We start from the raw sequence: 25,438 nt of genomic DNA on the forward strand, positions 1-25,438 counted from the left end.
GGCCGCCTGAGAGGTCACCTGGGAGAGGGAGGGACCGCGGTCCGGGCGCGCGGCCCGGGTCCGAGCTGCCGCTCGGCCGCGTCCACCGTCTGCGCGAGGAGCACCGCGATCGTCATCGGTCCCACACCACCGGGGACCGGCGTGATCAGGGAGGCCCGCTCGCGTGCGCCGTCGAAGTCGACGTCGCCGACGTTGCCCGCGTTGTATCCGGCGTCGACGACCACCGCGCCGGGCTTGATGTCGGCGCCGCGGATCAGGCGCGGCCTGCCGACGGCGGCGACGACGACGTCGGCCTCGCGCAGGTGCGCCGACAGGTCCGCGGTGCGGGAGTGGCAGTACGTCACCGTGGCGTCGCGGGCGAGCAGCAGCATCCCGACGGGCTTGCCGAGGATCGCGCTGCGGCCCACCACGACGGCGTTCTTCCCCGCGAGGTCCACGTCGTGGGCGTCGAGCAGCCGCATGATGCCGCCGGGCGTGCACGACACGAAGCCGGGCCGTCCGAAGCTCATCGCGGCGAAGGAGCTGAGCGTCACGCCGTCGACGTCCTTCTCCGGCGCGATGGCCTCGAAGGCGGCCCGCTCGTCGATGTGGTCACCGACCGGGTGCTGGAGCAGGATGCCGTGCACGGTGGGGTCCTCGGAGAGGGCGCGCAGCGTGTCGACGAGCTCCCGCGTCGTGGTCGCCGCGGGCAGCGCGAGGTGCCGCGAGGCGATACCGGCCTTCGTGCAGCGGTTCTGCTTCATGCGGACGTAGGTGACCGAGGCGGGGTCCTCGCCGACGAGTACGGTCGCGAGACAGGGCGCCGCGCCCGTGCGGCGGGTGAGCTCGGCGGCGCGGGCCGCGGTCTCCTCGACGACGCGCCGGGCGAGGGCGGCGCCGTCCATGAGCCGGGCCCGACCGGTCGGGGGGGAAGCCGAAAGGGTGCTTGACGTGACCGTGGGAAGGGGGGACATGGCCGCCTCCGGGCGTGAGTGAACCAGTCGCCCAGGCGCACGGCATCGACATCTGTGTCAGGCCGCTCCCCGGTGGTCCTCCACCCAAGCGCCAGTCACGGCCCGCGCACCACTGTAGTCGAGCCGCCGCGGCGGGCGGCTCGGGGTGCGCGGGCCGTGCGTGCCCGGGTGTCCGCGGGTCCGCGTGCTCAGGCGCTCAGGTGCCTAGGGGCGGTTGTCGATCAGGTCCTGGACCTGCGGGTAGATCTTGTCCATGCGGGTGCCGATGTTGTTCGGGCAGGAGCCGCCCCAGTGCAGGGCGATCACCTTGTGCGAGGAGGTGGCGAGGACCGGGGACCCGGAGTTGCCGCCCGAGGTGTCGCAGTTGTATCCGACGTCCTCGGTGCCGAGCTGCGCGTTGCGCACGCCGCAGAGGGCGCCGCCGTCACGCTCCTCGTAGATCGATATGCGCTTGGGCTTGGTGTCGCCGTGGCCCGCTATGTAGGTCGACTCGCCCGCGATCGGCGCCCGGGTCTCCAGGAACAGGGTGCCGAACTGTGTGACGCGGTCGAAGTTGTCGACGTTGAACAGCGTGAAGTCCAGGGCGGGCGAGGTGCGCAGCAGGGCGTTCGCGCCGACCTTGGTGCCGGGGCGTGGGTCGTTGCCGCCGCAGGTCGCGCAGTCGTAGTCGAACTGCACCTCGATGGTGTCGAGTTCGGCCTGGTTCTTCACGCAGTGGTTGTTCGACATCATGTGGTTGCCGCGGCCCACGCGCCAGGCCGTGCACCAGCCGGCGCCGTTCTTGAGCATCCGGGCCACGCCGCGCGACGCGGCGTACTGCGCCGGATGGCTGCTCTTGTAACAGACGGCGTCACGGCGCGCGTCGGCGCCGCACACGCTCCGCGGGTTCTTGACGTCGATCTCCTTCTGGGTGTAGCCGCGCCAGTACCGGTCGATCGTCGCGGCCGAATCCCGCCCCTTGCGGGTGTGCAGGGTGACCACGGCGGTGTCGCCGTCCACGGACATCGCGGCGAAGCCGGTGCCGCCGTGCCGGGTGAAGCTCGCGTCGCCGCGCGGGGCGGGCCCGCGCGTGGGGTCGGCGCGGTAGGTGTGTACCTCGCGTCCGGCCGGGTCGGCCACCGTCAGGCGGTCGCCGGGCGCGAGCGAGAGGCGGGCGAGGTGGACCTTGACGTAGGCCGCTCCGGGGTGCCGGATCTCGTGCCGTGTTTGGTCACCGGCGCTCCCGAGCGTGACGTCGACCGCTCTCTCCTCGCCGACGGCCGGGACCGGCGAGGCCTCGGCGCGTGGCGGCGCCGCGCCGCCCGCCGACGTCGGCGCGGCGGGGACCAGGGTGGCGGCGGCCGCGAGGGCGGCGGCCATGAACAGGCGCTTGAACACAGGTGTCTCCTCGGTGGGGGGCGAGTCGTACCGCGGGTGCCGTGGTGCCCGACGGGCACGCAGAGCGCTCTCAGCGTAGGTCTGTACATGACAAAATGGGAGACGTGTGTCGGTCAGAGACGCATGGGGGCTCGGGGGAGGGGTGATCACGGGGGAAGGGTGATGCGCCCGCGGAATCGGTGTGCGGGCCGGGCTGGTGCGCCCATATCCTGAACTCCCGCCACAGAAGGGGCACTTGACATGCCAGGTTCTGGTTCTGCTTCCGGTGCGCAGCGGCCGCCCGTCGTCCGTGCAGTGGGCGGCACGGTGCAAGGGCAGTGGGAGAGCGAGGTGGCCGTCTTCCGGGGCATCCCGTTCGCGCGGCCGCCCGTCGGCGCGCTGCGCCTCGCGCCGCCGGAGCCCGCGCCGCCCTGGGAGGGGACCCGGCGGGCCGACGCCTTCGGCGAGAGCCCGCCGCAGTCCCGCGCGCTCGGCCTGGCCGCGGGCCCCGACAACCTCGCCACCGGGTCGGGGGACTGGCTGACCGTGAACGTGTGGACACCCGACCCGGGCGGGTCGGGAATGCCCGTCCTGGTGTGGGTCCACGGCGGTGTCTATCTGGTCGGCACCTCCGACGGCACGACCTACGACGGCACGGAACTCGCCCGCCGCGGCACGGTCGTCGTCACGTTCAACCACCGGGTGGGGGCGGAGGGCTACGCGCAGTTCGAGGGCGCGGTGCCCAACCGCGCGCTGCTCGACCAGGTCGCCGCGCTGCACTGGGTGCGCGAGAACATCGCCGCCTTCGGGGGCGAGCCCGACCTGGTGACCGTCTTCGGGGAGTCGGCGGGGGCGGGCGCGATCGCCGCGCTGCTCGCCATGGACCGTGCGGCCGGGCTCTTCCGCCGGGCGGTGACGCAGAGCGTGCCGGGCCCCTTCTACGGCGCCGGCCTGGCCGCGGACATCGGGTCCGAGGTCGCCGCGGAACTGGGTGTCGCGCCCACCCTCGCCGACGTGGCGGCGGCGACACCGGGCGCGCTCAGGGACGCGGCCGACAAGGTGGTGGGCGCCATGGCCCGGTACGAGCCGCGCTGGGGCCGGGCCGCGCGGGCCCGCATGCCCTTCGCCCCCGTGGTCGACGGCGACGTGCTGCCCTGCACGCCCTGGGAGGCGCTGCGGGCGGGGCGTGGCGCCGGTGTGGAGCTGCTCTGTGGCCACACCCGGGACGAGACGCGCCTGTTCACCGTGCTCGCGGGCCGCGTCGGCCGGGTGACCGCGCAGGAGGCGGCGGCCACCCTGGAGTGGTTCGCGCCGGACGCCGCCGGACGGGCCGCCTACCGCGCGGGTCCCGCCGGGGGCGACCCCACGGCCCTCGGCGACCTGGTGCTCTCGGACTGGCTGTTCCGCATGCCCAGCCTCCACCTGGCCGAGGCGCACACCGAGGGTGGCGGCACCGCGTACACGTACGAACTCGCCTGGGAGGCCCCCGGTCTGGGCGGCGCGGCGGGCGCCTGCCACGGACTCGACGTGCCGCTCGTCCTCGGCGCGCTGCGCAGCGAGTTCGCGGCCCTGCTCCTCGGCGACGAGCCGCCGCCCGCGGCCGCCGCCCTGTCGGCGCGGATGGGCGAGGCGTGGACGGCCTTCGCCGCGACCGGCGACCCGGGCTGGGCCCCGTATCGCGCACCGGACCGCCTGACCCGCGTCTTCGACGCGACACCGCACACCGCGCCCTACCCGGAGGAGGTGTCCCGGCTGATCTGGGCGGGACACGAGTTCGCCGCCCTGGAACCGGCCCCGGCCCCGGGCCCGGAGCACCGGCGGACGGCCGGACGGCCCTGAGCGCGTTCAGGTGCACCCCGGCACGGAGGCGTTGCGGCCGGACACCGGGTGCGGAAGGTTGCAGGCATGACGGTTCCTGCGGGGGACGGCGGACTTGCGGGCGGCGCTCACGGGCACGGGCAAGGGAGCGGTGGTGGTGGCCCGGCGGCCGGTGGTGAGCCGGGCGGGGGGCTCGCGGCCGGCGGCGAGCCGGGCGGAGGCTTCGCGGCCGGTGGTGAGGTGGCGGTGCTGATCGTCGGGGGCGGGCCGGTCGGGCTCGCCGCCCGGGTGCTCCTCGAGCGGTGGGGCGTGCGGGCGCTGCTCGTGGAGAAGCGCCGGGGCCTGTCGCCGTTCCCCCGGTCCCGGCTCGTCAATGTGCGGTCGATGGAGATCCTCCGCGGGCTCGGGCTGGCCGACCGCGTCACCGCCGAGGCGTTCGCGCCGGAGTACGGCCGCATCCGCTTCCGCGACACCCTGCGCGGCCCCGAGTTCGCGACCGCCGCGATGGTGGGGATCGACGCGCGGGTGCCCGAGAGCCCCGCACGCGGTGTGGTCACCTCGCAGGACCGCCTGGAGCCCGTCCTGCTCGCCGCGGCGGACGCCCCCGTGCGCTTCGGCCTCGAACTCGTCGGCCTCAGCGAGGACCCCGGTGGCGACGGCGTGGTGGCCACGCTCGCGGACCGGGGGAGCGGAAAGGAGACGCGGGTGCGGGCCCGGTACGTCGTCGCCGCGGACGGCGCGCACTCCACGGTCCGGCAGCTGCTCGGCATCGGCACCGCGGGCCCCGGCGCGATGGGCAGCTTCACCACCGTCGTCTTCGACGCGGACCTGGACCGCTGGTGCGCGGACCGGCCCGCGGGCGTCTACTTCACCGCCCACGGCTCGTTCGCCCCGGTCCACCCCGAAGGGGGCTGGATCTGGTTCGGCCTCACCCCCGACGACCCGGCGGGCACCGACTGGCCCGCCGCGGTCGCGCGGGCCCTCGGCCCCGGCGACGACGTGCCGGTCGACGTGGTCCGGGTGCAGCACTGGGTGATGAACGCGTTCGTCGCCGAACGCCTGCACCACGGCCGGATCCTGCTGACGGGCGACGCCGCGCACGCCGTCCCGATCACCGGCGGCCTCGGCATGAACACCGGCCTGGCCGACGTGCACAACCTGTGCTGGAAACTGGCGGGCGTCCTGCACGGCTGGGCGGGCCCGCACCTCCTCGACACCTACGCCGAGGAACGCCTGCCCGTCGCCCACCGGACCCTGCGCCGGGCCGTGGAGAACACCCAGCTGATGCTGAACGTGCAGCACCGGCGCCGCGCCCAGCTCCGGTCCGGCGCGGAGCCGACGCCGGTGGCGGCAGCGACGGACCGGCTGTCGGCCCCGGTCGAACTGCCGTGGTCCGAACGGTACTTCGCGCAGCTCGGTCTCGTACTCGGCGTCGCGTACGGCGCCGCGGACACGCCGTCCGACGGCGCCACGGACTACGTCCCCACGGCCGAACCCGGCCACCGCCTGCCGCACCTCTGGCTCACGCCGGAAGGCCCGGGGCCAGACGGCACCGGGTCCGACGCGACCGGATCTGGCACGACCGGGTCCGACGCGACCGGACCTGGCACGACTGGGTCCGGCGCGACCGGGCCCGGCGGCGCCCCGCCAGGCCGCTCCACGCTCGACGCCTGCGGTGAGTGGTTCACGCTGCTCACCCCGGGACCGGACCGCGGGGAGCGGCTCGCCGCCGGGCCGTGGCCGGTGCGCGTCGAGCCGCTCCCCGCGGAGCACGCCGCCCGCTGGGGTCTCGGTCCGCGCGGGGCGCTGCTCGTCCGGCCGGACGGTCACATCGGCGCCCGCTGGCACGACCTGCCGCGGCCGGGCGGCACCGAACTCCGCGCGGCCCTCGCCGCGCTCACCCGTTCGACGCCGCCAGGAGGTGCCCCTTGAGGGTGAAGCCCGGCGCGCTCGCCTCGGCCGGGCGCAGCGGCACGGGCCGGTGGAGGAGGCGGCGCGCCGCGAGGTGATCGCCGGGCCGGTTCACGGACTCCACGGCCCGCAGTTCCTCCCCCTGGAAGAGGAGCACCGAGAACGCGTCGGGGCCGCCGTCCAGCACCACCTCCCGGTCGTGTCCCTCGTCGAGCCCGGCGATCTGCAGGGTCGTGGCGAACTGCCGGCTCCAGAACCAGGGCAGTTCGTCGTACGGGCGGGAGTTCCCGGTCAGCCGCCCGGCGACGAGGCGGGCGTGGCCGACGGCGTTCTGCACCGATGCGAGCCGCAGCCTGTTCCCGGTGCGCGGTCCCGGGAACGACGCGCAGTCGCCGACGGCCGAGATGTGCGGATCGGCGGTCAGGAGCCGCGCGTCGACGGTGACGCCGTCGTCCACCGGCAGTCCGGCCGCGGCGGCTAGCTCCGTGTGCGGGACGGCACCGACCCCGACGAGGACGAGGTCGGCGGGCAGCCGCCGGCCGTCCGCCGTCTCCACCGCCACCACCTGCCCGCGCCGGTCGCCGTGCAGTGCCGCCACCCCCTGGCCGAACAGCAGGCGGGTGCCCGCCGCGCGGTGCGCCCGCGTGAAGTGTGCCCCCGTCCGCGCCGTCACGACGCGGGCGAGGGGGCGCGGCCGTGACTCCACGACGGTCACCTCGCGGCCCGACTCCCGTGCCACGGAGGCGAATTCGAGCCCGATGAACCCGGCTCCGAGCACCACAGCGCGGCGGGCGGCGGCAAGGGCCGCCCCCAGCGCGGCGGCGTCCCGCGCGGTGCGCAACGTGTGCACTCCGCGCAGGCCCGCCCCCGGGACGCCGAGCGTGCGCGCCCGGGAGCCGGTGGCCAGGACGAGATGGCCGTACGCGTACGAGGACCCGTCGGCGAGGCGGACCCTCCGCGCCGCCCGGTCGATCTCCGTCACGGTCCCCGCGACCAGGTCGATCGACTGGTTCACGTAGTACGTGGCGGGCCGCAGCCACAGCTGGCTGTCGCCGCGCAGGTACGCGCCGTCCTTGAGGTAGGCCTTGGACAGCGGCGGACGCTCGTAGGGCAGTGCGTCCTCGCCGCTGATGAGAGTGACGCGGCCCTGGTAGCCGTGCTCACGCAGGGACACCGCGGTCTGCTGCCCGCCCTGTCCCGCCCCGACGACGACCACGGAGTCGGGGTGTGCGCCGCCCGCCATCAGTACTGCCGTTCCGGGAGGCGGACGACGAGGCCGTCCAGGGCTTCGGTCACCTTCAGGCGGCAGCTCAGCCGGCTGCCCTCCGTGCGGGGGCAGGCGGTGAAGCCGAGCATGTCGTCCTCGTCGGGGCGCACCGGCTCCGGCTTGTCGCGGGTCGCCTCGTCCACATAGACGTGGCAGGTGGCGCACTGGGCGTTGCCGCCGCACTGGGCGACGATCCCGGGGACGTCGTTGAGGACGGCGCCGCGCATGACGCTCGTCCCGACCGGGACGTCGATCACACGCGCGGTGCCGTCGACGGTGATGTACGTGATGTCGGGCATGACGGAACTCCTCGACGGCGTCGGGCCGCGCGCGGGAGCGCGCCGCGGCACGGACGCCGGACTCTGGAAGAACGGGGGATTGTGGAAGAACAGAGGACTCTGGGAAAGCAGCGGACTTCGGGTGAGCAGCGGACCTCGCAAGAGCAGCGCACTCTGGAAGAGCAGGGGGCTCCGGCGGAGGTGAGAGTGATCGTTGCCGGTGGGGGACGCGACACCCCTGACGGCTCGCCGTCGGCCGAGGGCTCGGGGGACACGCGAAGTCCGGGACCCCAGAGGCAGGCGGTGCGGCGGACTGTAGCAGAGGAGTTCCGCGTCCGGCCAGGGGCGTCGGCGCGGGCCGGGTCAGGAGTCGCGGCGGGCGCGGCCGCGTCGCGGGTCCGGCAGGCGGTGGGTCATGAAGGGCCTGCTGGTGCAGAACTCCCGGAATTTGAGGGCCGCTTCGGAGAGATAGGCGTCCCGGTTCGACACCAGTGACAGGACCCGGTGGCAGCCCGGCGCGTCCATGTGCACCCAGGCGACGGGGACCGAGACGTCCGTGCCGACGCGGCGGGACATCGCCGGAATGAGGCCGATGCCGAGGCCCGCGCTGATCATGTCCTGGCTGGCGCCCGGCTCGTCGCCCTCGCAGGAGAGCCGCGGCGTGAGGCCCTCGGCCGCGAAAAGACGGTCGAGCAGGGCCCGTTGCCAGTGGCCCTGGCGGGTGGTGACGAACGGCTCGTCGGCGATCTCGGGGACCGTCACCTTCTCCCGCCCGTCGAGCCAGTGCCCCCGCGGGACCGCGAGCAGGACCTCCTCGCGGGCCAGCTCGACGGCCGTCAGGCCGCTGCCGGTCAGGGGCTGCGACGCCACGCAGAAGTCGACCTCGCGGGCCCGCAGCCGGCGGTCCATCTCCTTCGCAGTCGACTGGAAGAGCCGCACGTCGGCGCGGGGGTGGGCGGCCCGGAAGCTGCCGAGGAGATGAGTGATCGTCAGCAGAGTCTCGGAGGCGACGCTCACCCGGCCGAGCCCGGTGTCGCGGGCGTCGCGCAGCGCCCTGCGGCCGTCGTCCAGCTCGCTCAGGGCGCGGTCGACGTGGCGCAGGAAGATCGCCCCGTACGGGTTGAGCCGGATGCGGCGGCCCTGCCGGTCGAACAGCGGGGAGCCGAGCTCGGCCTCCAGGCGCGCGATGGTGCGGCTGAGCGAGGGCTGGGCGACGCGCAGTTCCTCCGCGGCCCTGCTGATGTGCTCGTACCGGGCGACGGTCTGGAAGTAGCGCAACTGCAGAAGATCCACGGCCCACCTCTCCTTATGCCTTCACCGTCATGGTGGCATAGCGAAACCGGTCTTGGAACGCATAAGCGATTCTCCCTACGGTCGTCGGCGGGGCACCGCGCGGGTGCCGGACGCCGGACCGCGGCGTCCGTCATCCGCACACGCGACGCGGTGCCCCGCAACTGTCCGAGCAGAAAGGTGGCGCCATGAGCGCTGCGGATCTGGCCCGAATCCAGTTCGCGGCCACGACCGGCATCCACTGGCTGTTCGTGATCCTCACCATGGGGCTCGTCCCCCTGGTGGCGGTCATGCACACCAGGGCCGCGTTCACCCGTGATCCCGTCAGACGAGCGGTCCGGGAGCGCATGACGCGCTTCTGGGGCCAGCTCTACGTCATCAACTACGCGGTCGGCATCGTCACCGGCCTCGTCATGGAGTTCCAGTTCGGTCTCAGCTGGAGCGGCCTGAGCAAGTTCGCGGGCAACGTCTTCGGCGCGCCGCTGGCACTGGAGACCCTGATCGCGTTCTTCGCCGAGTCCACCTTCCTCGGCATGTGGATCTTCGGCTGGGGACGGCTGCGCAGCGGCGTGCACCTCACCCTCATCTGGCTGGTCGCCCTGACCGCGTACGTCTCCGCGTACTGGATCATGATCGCGAACGGCTTCATGCAGCACCCCGTCGGCTACGAAGTCCGGGACGGCGCCGCCTATCTCACCGACTTCGGGGCGCTCCTGAGCAACTCCAGCGCCCTGGTCGCGCTCGCCCATGTGACGCTCGCCGCGCTGACGACGGGCGGCGTGTTCGTCGCCGGGGTGAGCGCGTACCACTTCCTGCGGCGCACCACGGAGACCGCGCTGTTCCGTTCCTCCCTGCGCCTCGGGCTCTGGATGGCCGCGATCAGCTCCTTCTTCGTGGTCGTCGTCGGCGAGATGCAGCGGCCCGTGATCGAGCGCACCCAGCCCATGAAGGACGCGGTCCTGGACGGCAGCGGTGTCGCCGAGGCGCAGGCGCGGCTCGTCCGGGAGCACGGGCCCGGCGACTACGTGCCCTGGCAGGACACGCTGCGGATCTCGATGGACGTGATGACGATCATCGGCAACACCGTGTCCACCCTCACGCTCGTCGCCGCCGTCCTGCTGTGGAAGGACTGGCTGCTGCGCCGCCGCGCCGCCCTGTACGTCCTGGTCGCGACGGTCCCCTTCCCCTTCGTGGCCTCCGTGGGCGGCTGGGTGGTCCGTGAGGTCGGGCGGCAGCCCTGGCTCGTCTACGGCCAGTTGACGGTGGAGGACGCGTTCTCCGGGGTGAGCACGGCGACGGTGGCCGTGTCCTGCGCCGTCTTCGTCGCCGTCTTCGCCGCGCTCGCGGTGACGAACTGGACGCTGATCACGCGCTTCGCCCGGCGCGGACCGGACGCCACCCAGCTCGGCGCCACCGAGCCGCTCCCGCCCGCCGCGCCGCTCGCGGGCACGGCCGCGCTCGTCACGGAAAGATGACCGGAAAGTTGAGCGAGATGAGTCTGCAAACCCTCTGGCTGGCCCTCCTCGGCCTGCTTCTCGCCGGGTACTTCGTGCTCGGCGGCTACGACTACGGCGTACAGATGCTGCACGGCCGCCTCGGCGGCGACGAGGAAGGGGGAGACGGGGGGAACGGTGGGAACAGGGGGAGCGGGGGGAGCGGCGCAGTGGGCGGGCCCACCGGCCGTAACGGCGCCCTCGACGCGATCGCGCCGTTCTTCCTCGGCAACGAGGTCTGGCTGGTCGCCTTCACCGGCGTCCTGTTCGGCGCCTTCCCGCACCTGGAGGGCACCCTGCTGTCCGGCTTGTACCCGCTGATCGTGGCGATCCTCGTCGGCCTCGTCCTCGGCAACGCGGCGGTCCAGTTGCGCGGCCGTGCCCGGGGCGCCCGTGCCCGCCGGGTGTGGAGCGCCCTGATCGTGTTCGGCGGCGCGCTGCCCGCCCTGTGCTGGGGGCTCGTCCTCGGTCTGCTGCTGCACGGTGTGCCGCGCCGGGCCGACGGCGGTTTCCGCATCGGCCCCGGCGCCGTGTTCTCGCCGTTCGTGTCGGCCTGCGGCGCGACCACGCTGTTCCTCTTCGCGGCCCACGGCGCGGGGTTCGTCGCGCTGCGCTCGGCGCCCCACCTCGCGGCCCGTGCCCACCGCGTGGGAGCGCGCCTGCTGCGCGGGGCCGCCGCGGCCGGTTCGCTCGCGCTGCTCCTGACGCTCTTCGGGGCGGGGGCCTCGATGACGAACCGCACGACCTCGGCGGTCGTCGCCGCCCTGCTCCTGTCGGCGTTCGCCGCGGCCTGGTGGTCCTTCGCCCGCGGGCACCGCGTCCGGGCGTTCGCGGCCACCTGCTGCGCGACCGCGCTGCCCGTGCTCCTCGTGGGGGCCGGGCACTACCCGTACCTGCTCATCAGCTCCGCGGGCCAAGGACTCGACATCGGCCACGCCGTCACCGACGCCGCCACGTTGAGGATCCTCAGCGGGTTCGGGGTCCTCGTGGTCCCGCTGATCCTCGCGTACCAGTCGTGGAGCTGGTGGGCCTTCCGCGGCCGTACGGGCCGCCGCCACCCCAGCTACTTCTGAAGCCGCTTCCGCACCGCGGCCACCCGCTTCGGCACGCGCGCCGACGACAGTGCGGCATCGACAACGCTCGCCGACGGCAGAAGCGGGTAGGAAGGGCCGCACGCCAAGTGCCGCCCCGCACCCGCTGAGAGAGGCCGTGATCACGATGTCCCACCCCGCCGACGCACCTCAGCCCTACAGCGACTACCAGAACGAGATCTATCTGAACGGCCTGTTCGGCATCGCCCCCGAACACCCCATGAGCTTCGCCGAACTGGCGGAGCGGGCCCGGCACGCCATGCCGCCGGGTGTGTGGTCGTACGTGGCGGGCGGCGCCGGGGACGAGTCCACGCAGGACGCCAACAGCGCCGCCTTCGCCCGCTGGGGCCTTGTCCCGCGGATGCTCGTCGGCGCCGAACGGCGCGACCTGTCCGTCGACCTGTTCGGCAGGACGCTGCCCTCGCCGCTGTTCATGGCGCCCGTCGGAGTCCTCGGCATCTGCGCCCGGGACGGACACGGCGACCTGGCGACCGCCCGTGCCGCCGCCCGCACCGGCGTCCCCATGGTCGCCTCCACGCTCAGCGCCGACCCGATGGAGGCGGTCGCACCGGAACTCGGCGACACCCCCGGCTACTTCCAGCTCTACACCCCGACGGACCGGGCCCTCGCCGAGAGCCTCGTGCACCGCGCCGAGAAAGCCGGCTTCGCGGGCATCGTCGTCACTCTCGACACCTGGATCTCCGGCTGGCGCCCCCGCGATCTGGCCACCGCCAACTTCCCACAGCTGCGCGGCCACTGCCTGGCCAACTACACCAGCGACCCCGCCTTCCGCGCCCTGCGCACTCCGGGCCGCGAGGAGGACCCCGGCGATCTCGCGCTGACCTGGGCCCGGATCTTCGGCAAGCCCCTCACCTGGGACGACCTTCCGTGGCTGCGGTCCCTGACCACGCTACCGCTGATCCTCAAGGGCATCTGCCACCCCGACGACGCGCGGCGCGCCAAGGACCTCGGCGCCGACGGCGTCTACGTCTCCAACCACGGCGGGCGCCAGGCGAACGGCGGCCTGCCCGCCCTCGACGCCCTGCCGGAAGTCGTCGACGCCGTCGACGGACTGCCCGTCCTGTTCGACTCCGGGGTGCGCTCCGGCGCCGACGTCGTCAAGGCCCTGGCCCTCGGCGCCACCGCTGTGGGCGTCGGCCGCCCGTACGCGTACGGACTGGCTCTCGACGGCACGGACGGCGTCGTGCACGTGCTGCGCTCGCTGCTGGCCGAGGCGGACCTCGTCATGGCGGTCGACGGCTACCCCGCCCTCGCGGACCTCGGCCCGGCGGCGCTGCGCCGGGTGTGCTGCGGCGGCGGTTGAGGCAGCCGGTTCAGGACGCGGCCCCTGCGGCCCTCGCGGCGTACGCGCGGACGTCGGCGTCGGTGTCGGCGGTGGCGGCGGCCAGGGCGGCGCGCGCGTCGGGGTCGGCGCGGTGGACGAGGAGCGACAGGACGGCGGCCTTGCGGACGTCCGCGTTCCGGTCGGCCGACGCCTCGGCGAGCGCGGGGACGGCCGGGCCCGGCGCGGCCCTCCGCAGGGCGGTCGCGGCCCCGGCCCGTACCTGCCAGGCCGGGTCGGCGAGCGCGGCCACGGCACGGCCGGTGTACGCGGGCGGGCAGCCGGTGTCGGCGAGCGCGGTCAGGGCCGCCGCCCTGACCAGCGGGTCGGGGTCGTCGACGAGCGGCGCGAGCGGACCCGCCGCCGGGTCGCGCACCGCCGCGAGACCCCGGGCCACCGCCACTCTGACGGCACGGTCGGGGTCGGCGGCGGCCCCCGCAAGGTCGGCGGTGGCGTCCACCGAGACCAGGGCCCTGACGGCGTGGATGCGGACGTCGGCGTCGGGGTCGGCGAGCGCGGCGGCGTACACGGCGGTGTCGCCGAGCCGCAGTGCCCGCAGCGCGTCGAGGGTCGCGCCGCGCACCGCGGGGTCGGTCACGCCGAGCGCCGCCCGCAGCCCGGACGCCAGCTCCTCGTCGGCGGGCAGGACCTCGACCAGCTCGCGCAGCGCCCCGGCGGCGGCCGCCCGGACCTGCGGCGCGTCGTCCCGCAGCCGTGCGGCCAGGGCGGGCCCGGCCCCTGCGGGCAGCGTCTCGGCGAGCACGGCCACCGCGGTCGCCCGCACGGCCGGGTCGGCGTCCGTGAGATAGCCGGCCAGGGCGTCGAGGCCGGGGGAGTCCTCCGCGAGCGAGAGGAGGCGCAGAAGCGCGGGGCTCGGGCCGCCCGCCGCCACCGGTGCCTGCGCCTGCGCGGCGGGGCGGGCGGACGGAGCGGTCTCGTGCGGCGCCTGAGCGGTCTCGTGCGGCGCCTGAGCGGTCTCTTGCGGCGCGCGAGCGGTCTCGTGTGGTGCGCGAGCGGTCTCGTGTGGTGCCCGAGCGGTCTCCCGTGGCGCGGGGGCTGTTTCCTGTGGCGCCGTGGCTGTTTCCTGTGGTGCCGGGGCGGTCACCTTCGGCGCGACGGCTGTTTCCTGTGGTGTGGGGGTGGTCTCGTGTGGTGCCCGAGCGGTGTCTTGTGGTGTGGGGGTGGTCTCCTGTGGTGCCCGAGCGGTGTCCTGTGGTGTGGGGGTGGTCTCCTGTGGTGCCCGAGTGGTGTCTTGTGGTGTGGGGGTGGTCTCCTGTGGTGCCCGAGCGGTGTCCTGTGGTGCCGGGGCCGTCCCCTGTGGCGCGGGAGCCGTCCCCTGCGGCGCCGCGGCCGTCCTCTGCGGCGCCGCGGCCGTCCCCCGCCGTGCCGGGGCCGCCTCCCGTGCCCCCGCCGTCGCCACCGGCACCGTGACGGCTTCGCCGAGCGCCCGCTCGGGCCCGCCTGCGGGCGTGAACTCCGGCACCGGCACCACGTACGGCTCGACCGGCCGTGCCGTGAACTCCATCGCCCCCGAGGGGGACTTGCGCAGGTCGAGGTGGTGCAGCCAGCCCGCGTCGTCACGCCCCGGGTGGTCGAGCCGCTCGTGGTAGAGCCCCCAGCGGGACTCGGTCCGCGCGAGCGAGGCGCGCGCCGCCATCTCGGCGCAGTCCCGGATGAACGTCACCTCCGCGCACCGCATCAGCTCATGGGCGGTCCGCGCGCCCATCCCCTCGATCTCCGTCCGCATCCGCTCGAACGCGGCCACCGCGAGGGACAGCTTCGCGCCGGTCTTCGGCGGCGCCACGTAGTCGTTCACGAACCGCCGCAGCTTGTACTCGACCTGGGGCTGCGGCGGCCCCTCGGGGTGGCGCAGCGGCCGGTAGACGAGTTCGTGGGCGGCGGCGAGCTGGTCGCGCGGCAGTTCGCCGTCGTAGGCGCGGAAGCGGGCGGCGTCCGCGCCCGCCAGGTCCCCGAAGACGAACGCGCCGATCATGTAGTTGTGGGGTACGCAGGCCAGGTCGCCGGCGGCGTACAGGCGGGGCACGGTGGTGCGGGCGTGCGCGTCGACCCGTACCCCGGACGCCGAGTGGCCGCCGCACAGTCCGATCTCCGAGATGTGCATCTCGACGTCGTGGGTGCGGTAGTCGTGGCCGCGGCCCTCGTGGAAGGTGGCGCGCGTGGGCCGTTCCGTCGTGTGCAGGATCGACTCGACGGCGCTGATGGTCTCCTCCGGCAGATGGCTGAGCTTCAGGTACACCGGGCCCCGGTCGGAGGCGAGTTCGGCCGCGAACTCGGACATCATCTGCCCCGACCAGTAGTCGGACTCCACGAACCGCTCGCCGTGCCGGTTCACCTGGTAGCCGCCGAACGGGTTCGCGACGTACGCGCAGGCCGGGCCGTTGTAGTCCTTGATGAGCGGGTTGATCTGGAAGCACTCGATGCCGGTGAGGGCGGCGCCCGCGTGATAGGCCATGGCGTAGCCGTCGCCCGCGTTGGTCGGGTTCTCGTACGTCCCGTACAGATAGCCCGACGCGGGCAGCCCGAGGCGCCCGCAGGCGCCGGTGGCGAGGATCACCGCGCCCGCCCGGACGACGGTGAACTCTCCCGTACGGGTGTGGAATCCGGCGGCGCCCACGGCCCGGCCCCCGGCCGTGAGCACCCGCACCGGCATCACGCGGTTCTCGATGCGGATGCGCTCGCGCATCTCGCGCCGCCGCAACTGCCGGTACAGGACCTTCTTGACGTCCTTGCCCTCCGGCATGGGCAGCACGTACGAGCCGGAGCGGTGCACCTGGCGCACCGCGTACTCGCCGTGCTCGTCCTTCTCGAACTTCACGCCGTAGGACTCCAGGCGCTCGACCATCGCGTAGCCGCGGGTCGCGGTCTGCCGGACGGTGGACTGGTCGACGACGCCGTCGTTGGCGCGGGTGATCTCCGCGACGTAGTCGTCCGGTTCGGCCCGGCCCGGGATGATCGCGTTGTTGACGCCGTCCATGCCCATGGCGAGGGCGCCGGAGTGCCGTACGTGCGCCTTCTCCAGGAGCAGCACGTCGGCGCCGCGCTCGGCCGCGGTCAGGGCGGCCATGGTGCCCGCGGTGCCGCCGCCGACGACGAGGACGTCGCAGGAGAGTTCGGTCGCGTCGGAGAGAGCGGGGATGGCCAGGGGGGAGTCCACGGGGGCGCCTTTCACGGGGGATGTCGGCTACAGGGAGGTCAGGACGCGGCGGCGCAGGGCGGTGGTGGCGGGCGCGTTGCGGGCGTCGCGCTGCCTGGGGTGCGGTACGCCGAGGACCTCGCCGGACGCGAGCAGGGCGACCCGGTCGCCGAGGTGCAGGGCCTCGTCCACGTCGTGGGTGACGAAGACGACGGTGGCGCCGGTGCCGCGCAGGATGTCCACGAGCAGGTCCTGCATCCCGGCGCGGGTGTGCGGGTCGAGCGCGCCGAACGGCTCGTCCATGAGGACCGCGCGGGGCCGCCCGGCGAGGGCCCGCGCGAGCTGGACGCGCTGCCGCTGCCCGCCGGAGAGCTGGTGCGGCAGCTTGCGGGCGTGCGCGGCGAGACCGACCCGCTCCAGCCAGCCGGCGGCGGTCCGGCGCCGCTCGGCGCGGCCCATCCGGCGGATGGCGAGGGGCAGTTCGACGTTGGCGCGCACGCTCCGCCACGGCAGCAGGGCGTCCTCCTGGAAGACCAGGGCCCGGTCGGCGGCGGGCCCGGTGACCGGCGTGCCGTCCTCGGTGACGCGTCCGTCCAGCGGGGGGAGGAGGCCCGCGAGGGTGCGCAGGAGCGTGGACTTGCCGCAGCCGGACGGGCCCACCACGGCCACGAGTTCGCCGGGCGCGACTCGCAGGTCGACCGTGCCCGGCAGTGCCTGGCCCTGCCCGTGTCCGAGGCGCACACCGTCCAGGGCCAGCTCGGCGCCCTGGCGGACCGGACCGGTGCTCGCGGGAGCGGGCGTTGAACGCACGGTGCTCATGGGGCGGTCTCCTTGCACGTAGGATTTCATGGAGGCTCGTGGTGATTCATGGAAGCTCGTGGGAGTTCATGGAGGCTCGTAGGAGTTCATGGAAGCTCGTGGGAGTTCACGAAAGCTCGTGGGAGCTCATGGGACGGGCTGCTTCTCCGGCGCCGGAGCGTGGGCGGGGGCGGCCGTCCGGCGACCGGCGCGCACGGTGCGCGCGGCGCGGTCGGCGCGGCGTGCCGCGCGGGCGGGGGGACGCTCGGCCGGGCGCGGCAGCCAGGACGTGGCGCGGCGCCCGGCGGCCTCCACGGCGGTGGAGGTGAGCCGGCCGAGGGCGCCGATGGTGGCCATGCCGACGAACACGCCCGGGTAGTCGACGACCGTGTAGTCCTGCCAGGTCCGGTAGCCGACGCCGTACTCACCGGAGATCATCTCCGCGGAGATCACACAGATCCAGCCGACGCCGATGCCCACCGAGAGCCCGCCGAAGACGCCCGGCAGCGCCCCGGGCAGCACCACCGAGAACAGCACCCGTAGCCGGCCGCCGCCCATGGTGAGCACGGCCTCCTCCCACACGGGCGTGAGCGCGCGCACGGCGTGCCGGGTCGACACCAGGACCGGGAAGAACGCGGCGGTGAAGGTGATGAACACGATGCCCTGCTCGTTGGTGGGGAGCAGCAGGATCGCGACCGGGACGAGGGCGATCGCGGGGACCGGGCGCGCCACCTCCACCAGCGGGCCGAGCAGGTCGGCCGCCCACCGCGACCGGGCGATCGCCGTGCCCGCCGCCACGCCGAGGACCGCGGCGAGCAGGAAGCCGATCACGATGCGGCGCAGGCTGTGGCCGAGGTCCTGCCAGTAGGGTCCGGTGCCGAGCCGGTCGCCGAACGCGGACGCCACCTCGCCGACCGTCGGGAACTGCCCGAACCGCAGCCACAGTTCGACGTCGTGCGCGGTGAGCACCTGCCACAGGCCGAGGGCCGCGGCGAGCGAGGCCACCCGGACCAGGCGGCGGACGGCGCTCACGAGGCCCGCCGAAGAGCGTCGGCGTAGCTGACGACACGGGCCCCGGCATGCCGCTCCACGTACGTCCGCGCATGGTCCGGTGTGATGAAGGCGCGCAGCTCGGGGCCGTCGGCGACCCACACCGACCGGTCGGCGAACCAGAGGGTGCCGGTCAGCGCGTCCGGTACGTAGGCGGCCCGCACGTCGGCGCCCCGGGCGGCCTTGAGCAGCGCCTTCGGGCTGTCGAAGGCACGTGTGTCGGAGCGCCCCCTCAGCCACAGCTCGGGCCGGGCGGCGGTGGCCTTCCCGTACGGGGGTGCGGGGACGGCGCGCCGCAGCGGCTCCGGGTCGACGAAGGCGTCCACGTCCACGTCACCGATCAGCTCGGCGTCCTTCAGGATCGGCACGTCCTTCTTCAGGGCGGCGATCAGCTCCGGGCGCAGCGCCGGGTCGAAGGTGGCGATGCCGTGGGCGCCGTTGTAGAGGTAGACCACTTCGGCGGGCAGCCCGGTCTCCGCCGCCACCGTCTCGGCGGCGGCGACGGGCCGGGCCCGCAGGTGGTCGGTGGCGCGCCGCTGCGCGCGCAGGAAGTCGTCGACGACGCCGGTGCGCTCGTCGGCGAACTTCTCGCGGACGGTGACCCCGTGGAACGTCGGCAGGTTCAGGTCGGCCCCGTCGTAGAGCGCCTTCGCCTTCCCCTCGTACGCCAACTGGCCCGGCCAGGCGACGAACTGGGAGAGCGCGTCGACGCTTCCGCCCGCGAGCGCGGAGGCGCCCACGCTCGGCTGCTGGTTGAGTTTCCTGATGTCCTTCTCCGGGTCGATCCCGGCCTGCTCCAGGGCCCGGATCAGGGTGCCGTCGGCCGCCGAGCCGATGCTGGTGGACACCTTCTTGCCGCGCAGGTCGGTGAGCGACCGCAGCTCGGACGCGGGTTCCGTGACGACGGTGTTGAGGCCGCCGCGCAGGTTGTAGCCGGTGACCGAGACGAGCCGCGTCGGCTGCCGGAGCTGCTTGCCGCGGGCCGCGTTGATGAGCAGCGGGAAGTCGCCCATCGAGCCGATGTCGATCTTTCCGGCGGTCATCTGGGCGGTGATGGGGGCGCCCGTCGCGTAGTCCTGCCACTTCACCTTGTAGGTGCGGCCGTCCTTCCTGCCGCGGGCCGCGAGCTCCTTCTCGAAGTAGCCGAGGGAGCGCAGGAGGGTGCCCGCCGTGACGGTGTTGATCGTCTTCGACTGGTAGCCGACGGTCACCGTGACGGTCTTGGAGTCCTCGGCACCCGCGGCGCCGCCGCATGCCGTGGCGAGGGGCAGCAGCAGGGTCAGGGGCAGCGCGCGGGCGACGAACCGTCCCCGGGCGGGGGGCCGTTCGTGGGCGCGGGGTACGGCTGTCATGGCAGTGGTGCCTCTCACCGGAGCAGGTAGGGCATGTTGACGGTGACCGCGCCGGTGGGACACCGGGCGGCGCACGGGCCGCAGTACCAGCACTCGTCGACGTGCATGTACGCCTTGCCGTTGTCCTCGCGGATCGCGAGCGAGTCGAGCGGACACATGTCGACGCAGAGCGTGCAGCCGTCGATGCACAGGGACTCGTCGATGGTCACGGGCACGTCGGAGCGCTGAGGGACGACGGGCATGGCTGTCTCCAGGAAGGGCTAGCGGACAGGCGGGAAAAGTGTGGGGGGCGATTCAGACAGAGGGCGGTTCAGACGGAGCGGCGCAGGACGCCGCTCATCGTGATGCGGTCGCCGCGGAACCGGATGAACTCCAGGTCGACGGGGCGCCCGTCGGGCAGATGGGTCAGCCGTTCCAGCATGAGGACGGCACTGCCGCGCGGGGCTTCGAGGACCGCGGCGGAGTGCGCGTCGGCGGTCACGGCTTCCAGGGTGATCTCGGCGTGGCCGAGCGGCCCGCCGGTGAGCGCCTCCAGGAGCCGGAACACATCCGTGTTCTCCAGGTCGCAGCCGAGCAGTTCGCCGCCCACGTCCAGGGGCAGATAGGACAGGTCGAGGGAGAGCGGGAGGCCGCCGAGGCGGCGCAGCCGCTCGATGCAGAGCACGTCGGTGTGGTCGGGGAGGCCGAGCCGGCGCGCGACCGGCCCGGGGGCGCAGACGGGTCCCACGGCGCGGACCTCGTTGGTGACCCGGCCGTGGTCGTGCAGGGTCTCGGCCAGGCCTTGCAGCCGGTCGAGGCCGTGCCGGTACTTCTCGCCGACCACGACGGTGCCGACACCGGCCTTGCGGTCCACGAGCTGCTCGCCGCGCAGCAGGTCGAGGGCCTGCCGGACGGTGTTGCGGCTGGCGCGGTAGTCGGCGGCGATGACGTCCTCCAGCGGCAGGACGCCGTGCGGGAAGCCGCCCGTCAGGATCTGGTGGCGCAGCAGATCGGCGAGTTGCCTGGCCTGGTCCGCGCGCAGCCGCCGGCGCCGTGCGGCGGCTACCGGGAGGGAGGCGGGGATGCGTTCGGCTGGCATGGCAGGGAACGTACCGGCGCGGCGGCCCCGATGGTGTTGCGGCAGCGTTGCGCCACCTGACGGCGTCATGGACACCGCTCTGACCTGCCACGACTCTCTACGTGATCAAAGATCCGCCACCTCGGGCGGCGGGCGTCCCCCCGCTCACCCGCGGCCGGGCGGACTCCCGGCGGCGGCGAGCAGGTCCTGGAGCTCCGCCGCGAACAGGCGCCCGACGTCGAACCCCATGCCGGTGAAGTGCCCGGCGAGCTCCAGGGACAGGACGCCGTGCAGCCGGGTCCAGAAGGCGAGCGCCCGGCGCAGGGTGGCGGGGGCCGCGGGGTGGTCGGCCGCCCAGGTCCGGTGCTCGGCGAGGTGGGCCTCGAACGGGGACACGGAGGCGTCGGCGGGGGCCGCGGGGCAGGCGTCGAGCAGCGCCGTCATGATCTCGTCGGCGATGGCGGTGGTGTCGTCCGGCGCGTGGTAGCCGGGGACCGGCGTGCCGTAGATGAGGAAGTAGCGCTGCGGGTCGGCCAGGGCCCAGTGGCGCAGGGCGTGCGCGAGGGCGCCGAGGCCGGTGCCGGAACCGGACGCCGCGGACGCCGCTCGGAAGGCGTCGGCCAGGCTGCGGTACGCGTCCCGGATCAGCTCGGTGATCAGCTCGTCGCGGTTGAGGTAGTACCGGTAGAGAGCGGGGCCGCTCATGCCCATCTGCTTGGCGATCGCGTTGAGCGAGAGCGCGGAGGCCCCGGCGGTGGCGATCTGCTGCCAGGCGTGCTGTTTGATCTCCGCCCGGATCTGGGCGCGGTACCGCTCGCGCGGGGTCGTCGTACGAGTCGTTGTCGCCATGGCGCGCCCCTTCCGTGCCTCGTCTTCCCTGCCCTGCCCATCGGCGGCTATAGGCCCATGTTCCAGTTAGAAGCTATCACGGAAGCTGTTGGCGAGGCCGACCCGCCCCGAGGGTGGTGCGCCCAGCTTTTCCAAGGGCATCCACCCCGGGTGCGTGGCCCTGATCGTCACCGCGCACCGTGTCGCTGATCGTGCGTGTGTACAGGGCCCGGCGGCGGCAGGCCGGTGGCTCAGGTGAGGGGCAGCTCGGCCAGGACCGTCGTGCCGGTGCGTGAGGGGCGGATCGTGGTGTGGGCGGTGTACGCCTCCACGAGGGCGAGGCCGCGGCCGGACTCGGAGTAGAGGAGGTCCGCCGCTTCCGGGGCCACGGCGGCGTCCGCGCCCAGGGCGGCGGGTGTGCCGGTGCGGCGCGTCACGTCGCGGTGCCAGCGGCCCGTGTCGTGGACCTCGATCTGGAGGGCGCCGGGGAAGAGGCGGAGCCGCAGGGTGACACGGGGGCTGCCGCTGTGCAGTATGACATTTGTGACCAGCTCAGTGACGACGAGCGTCAGCGCCTCGCAGGCGCCCGCGCCGAGGTGCCAGGCGCGTGCGGACGTCGTCGCGAAGCGGCGCAGGGCCGGGGCCGCCTCCGGTGTGGCCGGCAGGCTGGTGAGCGCCTCGCACCGCGCGCCCGTCCGGGCCGGGAGCGTCACGCCGGCGGCCGGGACCGCACCGGTGCCCGTTCTGGGCTGGTGCTCGTGCTTGGCGGTGATCATGCGGTCCTCCCGCTTGCTTGGCCCGCGGTGTCGCATCGCTGGTGCCTCTTACGCTGACAACCCGCATGGGCCAAAAACAATCAGTGCCGGGCGAAATACGGATACGCAAAGAAAGCCGGAAGGCCTGGTGGACAGCGTTCGGGAGCGAAGTGGTCACACAGGGTGAGGAATTCTGGGTGGGCCGGATCCGGCGGACGCTGACCGAAAAGGGCGCCGGTCCCGTCCTGGTGCTCGTCGGCGGAGCCGCGGGCACCGGCAAGAGCCGCCTGCTGCGGCGCCTGGCCGAACTGCCCGAGGCTACGGGCGCGGTGACGTCCTGGCGGTGCGGCGACGGCGACCGGCCCCCGGACGTCGACGCCGGAAGGCCCGCCCTGGTACTCGTCGACGACGTGCACCAGGAGGCGGACGGGGACGCGCTGACGTGGGTGCGGAACCTGCTGCGGCACCCCTGGCCGCGCCTCGCCGCCGTCGTCACGTACCGCCCCGAGGAACTGACGTCCTCCGGCCTGCCCTTCGGTACGCCACCCCTCCGGTACGGGGACGACCTGGTCGTGCTGCGCCACCGGGTGCGGCCGTGGGACGCCGGGCAGGTCGAGGAGGCCGCCAGGGAGGTTCTGGGGGAGGGGTGCACACCCCAGGCGGTGGCGCGGCTGCACGAGCGGTCGGGCGGCGTGGCGCAGGTGGTGACGGACCTCCTGGCCGTGCTGCGGGACAGCGCGGGACGGCGCTGCACCCCGGCCGACGTCGACGCGGCGGGCGTGCCCGTACGCCTCGCCGAGCTGATGTCGGGCCGCGCGCACGCCCTGCCCGGACCCGCGCGGCGCGTGGTGTGGGCGGCGGCCGTCCTGGGCGAGCCCGTCTCCGCGGAGGATCTGCTGGAGGTGGCGGGGTCGGGGGGCGCGGGCACCTATGCCGGTACGGGTACGGGTACGGCCACCAGTACCGGTACGGCCACCAGTACCGGTACGGGCACCGGCACCGGTACCGGCACTGGAGCTGGCACTGGCACTGGCACTGGCACTGGCACTGGCACTGGCATCGGTACCGGTACCGGTACTGGGGCTGGCACCGGAAACGGCCCCGGCGCGGGCCCCGGCACCGGCTTCGGAAACGGCCCCGGCACGGTCCCCGGCACCGGAAACGGCCCCGGCCCCGGTTTCGGAAACGGCCCCGGCACGGGCACATCGACACCCCCCGACGCGCACGCCCTCGACCGGACCCCGCTCCTCGCCGCCCTCGACCGCGCCGCCCTGGTGGAGGACACCGAGCACCGGTACGCCCTCCCGGTCCCGCTCGCCGCGGCGGCCGTCCTGGAGACCGTGCCGGGACCCGTCCGCCAGGAACTGCACGGGCGGGCGGCGGACGTGCTGCAACGCAGGCAGCCGGTGCCGTGGGCGGAGCTGGCCCGCCACCGCCGGGCCGGTGGCCGGGTGCGGGCCTGGCTGCGGGCCGTCGAGGAGGCCGCCCGGCAGGCCGCTGCCGCGGGCCGCCACCAGGAAGCCATCACGCTGCTCGAAGGCACCCTCGCCTCCCCCCTGGTGCCCCGGCACGCGCGGGCACGCCTCGCCCCCGTCCTGGCGGGCAGCGCCGTCGTCGGCCTCCGCTCCGACCAGACCGTCGAGGTCCTGACGCAGATCGTCCAGGACGAGGAGCTGCCGACGGCCGTACGCGGTGAGATGCGCCTGGACCTCGGACTGCTCCTGTGCAACCAGGTCGGCATGAGCACCCGCGGCTGGGCCGAACTGGAACGGTCGGCCGGGGAGCTGCGCGAGGAGCGTCCGGAGCTGGCGGCCCGCGCCATGTCGGCGCTCGCGATGCCGTACTGGCCGGGCAACTCCCTGGAGGTCCACCTGGCCTGGATGCGGGACGCCGAGGCGGCGAGCGCGGACAGCGGCGACGAGGTCGTGGAGACCGCGGTGGCCGCGAACCGCGCCGGTCTCGCCCTCAGTTACGGCAACCCCGAGGGCTGGGAGCTGCTGCGGGCCCTGCCGTTCGACAGCCCCGACCCGCGCTGCCGCAGGCATGTGGCGCGCGGCCTGTGCAACGCCGCGGACTCCGCCGTCTGGCTCGGCTTCTACGACCGTGCGCGCGCACTCCTCGCCGACGGCCTCGAACTGTCCGCCCGCAGCGGCGCGCCCTACACGGAGCGGACGGCGCTCGGCACCCGGCTGCTCCTGGAGTGGGCCACCGGGCGTTGGGAGGGGCTCGTCGAACGCTGCGAGGAGTTCGTCAGGGAGACCGACGACATGCCCGTCATCTCCGCCGACGCCCGTACCGTCCTCGGCCTGCTCCACCTCGCCCGCGGCGGCTGGGGCCCGGCGGCGTCGTGGCTCTCCGGCAAGGACGCCCCTCTGGCCGAGCACGCCGCCGCCCCCCTCGGGGCGACCCTCGCGGGAGCTCTCATCCGCCTCTCCCTGGCGCGGCAGGATGTCGCGGGCGCGGCGGCCCAGGCCCGTACCGCATGGGGGAACGTCCTGGCGAAGGGTGTGTTCGTCTGGGCGGCGGAGCTGGCGCCGTGGGCCGTGGAGGCGCTCGCCAGGGACGGTGACACGGCCGCGGCCCGCAGGGTCGTGGACGCCTTCGCCGAGGGCCTGAACGGCCTCCGGTCACCCACCGCCGACGCGTCCCTGGTGTGGACCCGCGCCGCGCTCGCCGAGAGCACGGGCGACCTGGAGCAGGCCGTGGCCCTCTACCAGGAGGCGCGCGCCGCCTTCGCCGCGCTGCCCCGGCCGTACGCCCAAGCCCTGGCGGCCGAGGGCGCCGGGCGCTGCGGCCTGGAGCCGACGGCCGCTGAGGATGCCCACCACGACACCCACCACGACGCCCCCCACGACACCCACCACGACGCCGCCGGCGACGCCCGCCGCGACCGTGCGCTGACGGAACTCGCCTTCGCCGCGCAGCAGTTCAGCGACCTCGGCGCGGCCTGGGACGCCGCCCGCGTGCGCGCGCTGTCCCGCGCCCACCAGCCCGAGAAGGACCGGCGCAGGCCGGGGCGGCCCTCGTACCGCGACCAGCTCTCCCCGCGGGAGCGCGAGGTCGCGGAACTGGCGGGGAACGGCCTGACCAACCGCGAGATCGCCACCACCCTGCACCTGTCGCCGCGCACCGTGGAGCAGCATGTCGCCCGCGCGATGCGCAAACTGGGCACCGCGACCCGGCAGGAACTCGGCATCGCCGATGCGGAGGAGTCGTCCCCTGGCTCCGGCGACACGCGGAGTTGACGCCCCCGGCACCAGCACGGTCGGCAAAACCCCAGGTCAGGACTAGACCAACTCGGCACGAAGCCCTGGTTAATTGCGTATCCGTAGGTAGGGGCCTCCGGATATGCGCGCTGATCGCTCGGTCATAAGTTCCCTGCCATCCGGTTGGTCGAACGTTCATCTGTCGCGGGCCATTCGCGGCGGACGCGCGTTCGGTCGACCGGTGTCGTGCAAAGGCACTCAGCAGGGATCCATGCCAAGTGCCTCGCCCACCTGACGGCGAGGCGGGGGGCTCTGCCGTCATGGCGCGCGACCCGTGTGCCGATGACCCGGCGCACGGGTCCCGTGTCGCCTGCGCACCGCCGCGCCTGCTGAAACCCCCACACACCCCAAGTTCCACCTTTCGGCAGGCGCGGGGCAT

At 74.2% G+C, this 25,438-nt stretch carries 19 protein-coding genes and 1 riboswitch; of the genes, 6 read left to right on the plus strand and 13 right to left on the minus strand.

Annotated elements, in window-relative coordinates:
- Positions 1-14 precede the first annotated feature (14 nt).
- Both GPA10_RS39830 and GPA10_RS39835 read right to left on the minus strand, forming a co-directional pair.
- Positions 15-884, minus strand: coding sequence for a bifunctional 5,10-methylenetetrahydrofolate dehydrogenase/5,10-methenyltetrahydrofolate cyclohydrolase (locus GPA10_RS39830; RefSeq protein ID WP_246260597.1), 870 nt, complete (start codon positions 882-884; stop codon positions 15-17).
- Positions 885-975: 91 nt separating this feature from the next.
- Positions 976-1,062, minus strand: a riboswitch (ZMP/ZTP riboswitch).
- Positions 1,063-1,157: 95 nt separating this feature from the next.
- Positions 1,158-2,330 (minus strand): trypsin-like serine peptidase, encoded by a 1,173-nt coding sequence (locus GPA10_RS39835; RefSeq protein ID WP_343041847.1) that lies wholly within the window; start codon positions 2,328-2,330, stop codon positions 1,158-1,160.
- A 240-nt stretch (positions 2,331-2,570) separates the two neighbouring features.
- Between GPA10_RS39835 and GPA10_RS39840 the strand changes: the two genes are divergently transcribed.
- Both GPA10_RS39840 and GPA10_RS39845 read left to right on the plus strand, forming a co-directional pair.
- The gene (locus GPA10_RS39840) at positions 2,571-4,148 is read left to right on the plus strand and encodes a carboxylesterase/lipase family protein (RefSeq protein ID WP_157169678.1); all 1,578 of its coding nucleotides are present in this window, start codon (positions 2,571-2,573) and stop codon (positions 4,146-4,148) included.
- A gap of 66 nt (positions 4,149-4,214) precedes the next feature.
- Positions 4,215-6,059, plus strand: a complete 1,845-nt coding sequence (locus GPA10_RS39845; protein ID WP_246260599.1) for an FAD-dependent monooxygenase — start codon at positions 4,215-4,217, stop codon at positions 6,057-6,059.
- Here the strand turns inward: GPA10_RS39845 and GPA10_RS39850 are convergent.
- The 3 genes from GPA10_RS39850 to GPA10_RS39860 form a co-directional block, all read right to left on the minus strand.
- Entirely contained in the window at positions 6,025-7,281 is a 1,257-nt protein-coding gene (locus GPA10_RS39850; RefSeq protein WP_157169679.1) for an NAD(P)/FAD-dependent oxidoreductase, read from the minus strand. The two genes, GPA10_RS39845 and GPA10_RS39850, sit on opposite strands and share 35 nt — an antisense overlap.
- On the minus strand, positions 7,281-7,604 hold the full coding sequence (locus GPA10_RS39855) for a 2Fe-2S iron-sulfur cluster-binding protein (protein ID WP_058848966.1): 324 nt from the start codon (positions 7,602-7,604) through the stop codon (positions 7,281-7,283). The genes GPA10_RS39850 and GPA10_RS39855 overlap by 1 nt, the downstream gene beginning before the upstream one ends.
- A gap of 342 nt (positions 7,605-7,946) precedes the next feature.
- A complete protein-coding gene (locus tag GPA10_RS39860; protein ID WP_343041848.1) occupies positions 7,947-8,876 on the minus strand; it encodes a LysR family transcriptional regulator in 930 nt (309 codons plus the stop codon).
- 185 nt (positions 8,877-9,061) lie between these two features.
- On the opposite strand from GPA10_RS39860, the gene GPA10_RS39865 reads away from it, so the two are divergent.
- From GPA10_RS39865 to GPA10_RS39875, 3 genes are all read left to right on the plus strand, one after another.
- Positions 9,062-10,348 (plus strand): cytochrome ubiquinol oxidase subunit I, encoded by a 1,287-nt coding sequence (locus GPA10_RS39865; protein WP_157169680.1) that lies wholly within the window; start codon positions 9,062-9,064, stop codon positions 10,346-10,348.
- A 17-nt stretch (positions 10,349-10,365) separates the two neighbouring features.
- On the plus strand, positions 10,366-11,439 hold the full coding sequence (locus tag GPA10_RS39870; RefSeq protein ID WP_157169681.1) for a cytochrome d ubiquinol oxidase subunit II: 1,074 nt from the start codon (positions 10,366-10,368) through the stop codon (positions 11,437-11,439).
- A gap of 145 nt (positions 11,440-11,584) precedes the next feature.
- Positions 11,585-12,781 (plus strand): alpha-hydroxy-acid oxidizing protein, encoded by a 1,197-nt coding sequence (locus tag GPA10_RS39875; protein WP_157169696.1) that lies wholly within the window; start codon positions 11,585-11,587, stop codon positions 12,779-12,781.
- 10 nt (positions 12,782-12,791) lie between these two features.
- Here the strand turns inward: GPA10_RS39875 and GPA10_RS39880 are convergent, their stop codons facing one another.
- From GPA10_RS39880 to GPA10_RS39915, 8 genes are all read right to left on the minus strand, one after another.
- Positions 12,792-15,974, minus strand: a complete 3,183-nt coding sequence (locus GPA10_RS39880) for a fumarate reductase/succinate dehydrogenase flavoprotein subunit (RefSeq protein WP_343041849.1) — start codon at positions 15,972-15,974, stop codon at positions 12,792-12,794.
- Between the two features lie 27 nt (positions 15,975-16,001).
- The gene (locus GPA10_RS39885; RefSeq protein ID WP_157169682.1) at positions 16,002-16,772 is read right to left on the minus strand and encodes an ABC transporter ATP-binding protein; all 771 of its coding nucleotides are present in this window, start codon (positions 16,770-16,772) and stop codon (positions 16,002-16,004) included.
- Positions 16,773-16,898: 126 nt separating this feature from the next.
- Positions 16,899-17,783, minus strand: a complete 885-nt coding sequence (locus GPA10_RS39890; protein WP_343041850.1) for an ABC transporter permease — start codon at positions 17,781-17,783, stop codon at positions 16,899-16,901.
- The gene (locus tag GPA10_RS39895; RefSeq protein ID WP_157169683.1) at positions 17,780-19,153 is read right to left on the minus strand and encodes an ABC transporter substrate-binding protein; all 1,374 of its coding nucleotides are present in this window, start codon (positions 19,151-19,153) and stop codon (positions 17,780-17,782) included. The genes GPA10_RS39890 and GPA10_RS39895 overlap by 4 nt, the downstream gene beginning before the upstream one ends.
- Before the next feature lie 14 nt (positions 19,154-19,167).
- Positions 19,168-19,395, minus strand: a complete 228-nt coding sequence (locus tag GPA10_RS39900; protein ID WP_058848972.1) for a 4Fe-4S dicluster domain-containing protein — start codon at positions 19,393-19,395, stop codon at positions 19,168-19,170.
- A gap of 68 nt (positions 19,396-19,463) precedes the next feature.
- Complete coding sequence (locus GPA10_RS39905; RefSeq protein WP_058848973.1) at positions 19,464-20,231, minus strand: GntR family transcriptional regulator; 768 nt, start codon at positions 20,229-20,231, stop codon at positions 19,464-19,466.
- 144 nt (positions 20,232-20,375) lie between these two features.
- Positions 20,376-21,059 carry a TetR/AcrR family transcriptional regulator gene (locus GPA10_RS39910; RefSeq protein WP_157169684.1) on the minus strand — a complete coding sequence of 228 codons (684 nt, stop codon included), beginning with the start codon at positions 21,057-21,059 and terminating at the stop codon, positions 20,376-20,378.
- 230 nt (positions 21,060-21,289) lie between these two features.
- Entirely contained in the window at positions 21,290-21,814 is a 525-nt protein-coding gene (locus tag GPA10_RS39915; protein WP_157169685.1) for an ATP-binding protein, read from the minus strand.
- A gap of 176 nt (positions 21,815-21,990) precedes the next feature.
- On the opposite strand from GPA10_RS39915, the gene GPA10_RS39920 reads away from it, so the two are divergent.
- On the plus strand, positions 21,991-25,038 hold the full coding sequence (locus GPA10_RS39920; protein WP_343041851.1) for a LuxR C-terminal-related transcriptional regulator: 3,048 nt from the start codon (positions 21,991-21,993) through the stop codon (positions 25,036-25,038).
- Positions 25,039-25,438: the final 400 nt, after the last annotated feature.

This window comes from Streptomyces typhae (genome assembly GCF_009755605.1).
Classification (GTDB): domain Bacteria; phylum Actinomycetota; class Actinomycetes; order Streptomycetales; family Streptomycetaceae; genus Streptomyces; species Streptomyces typhae.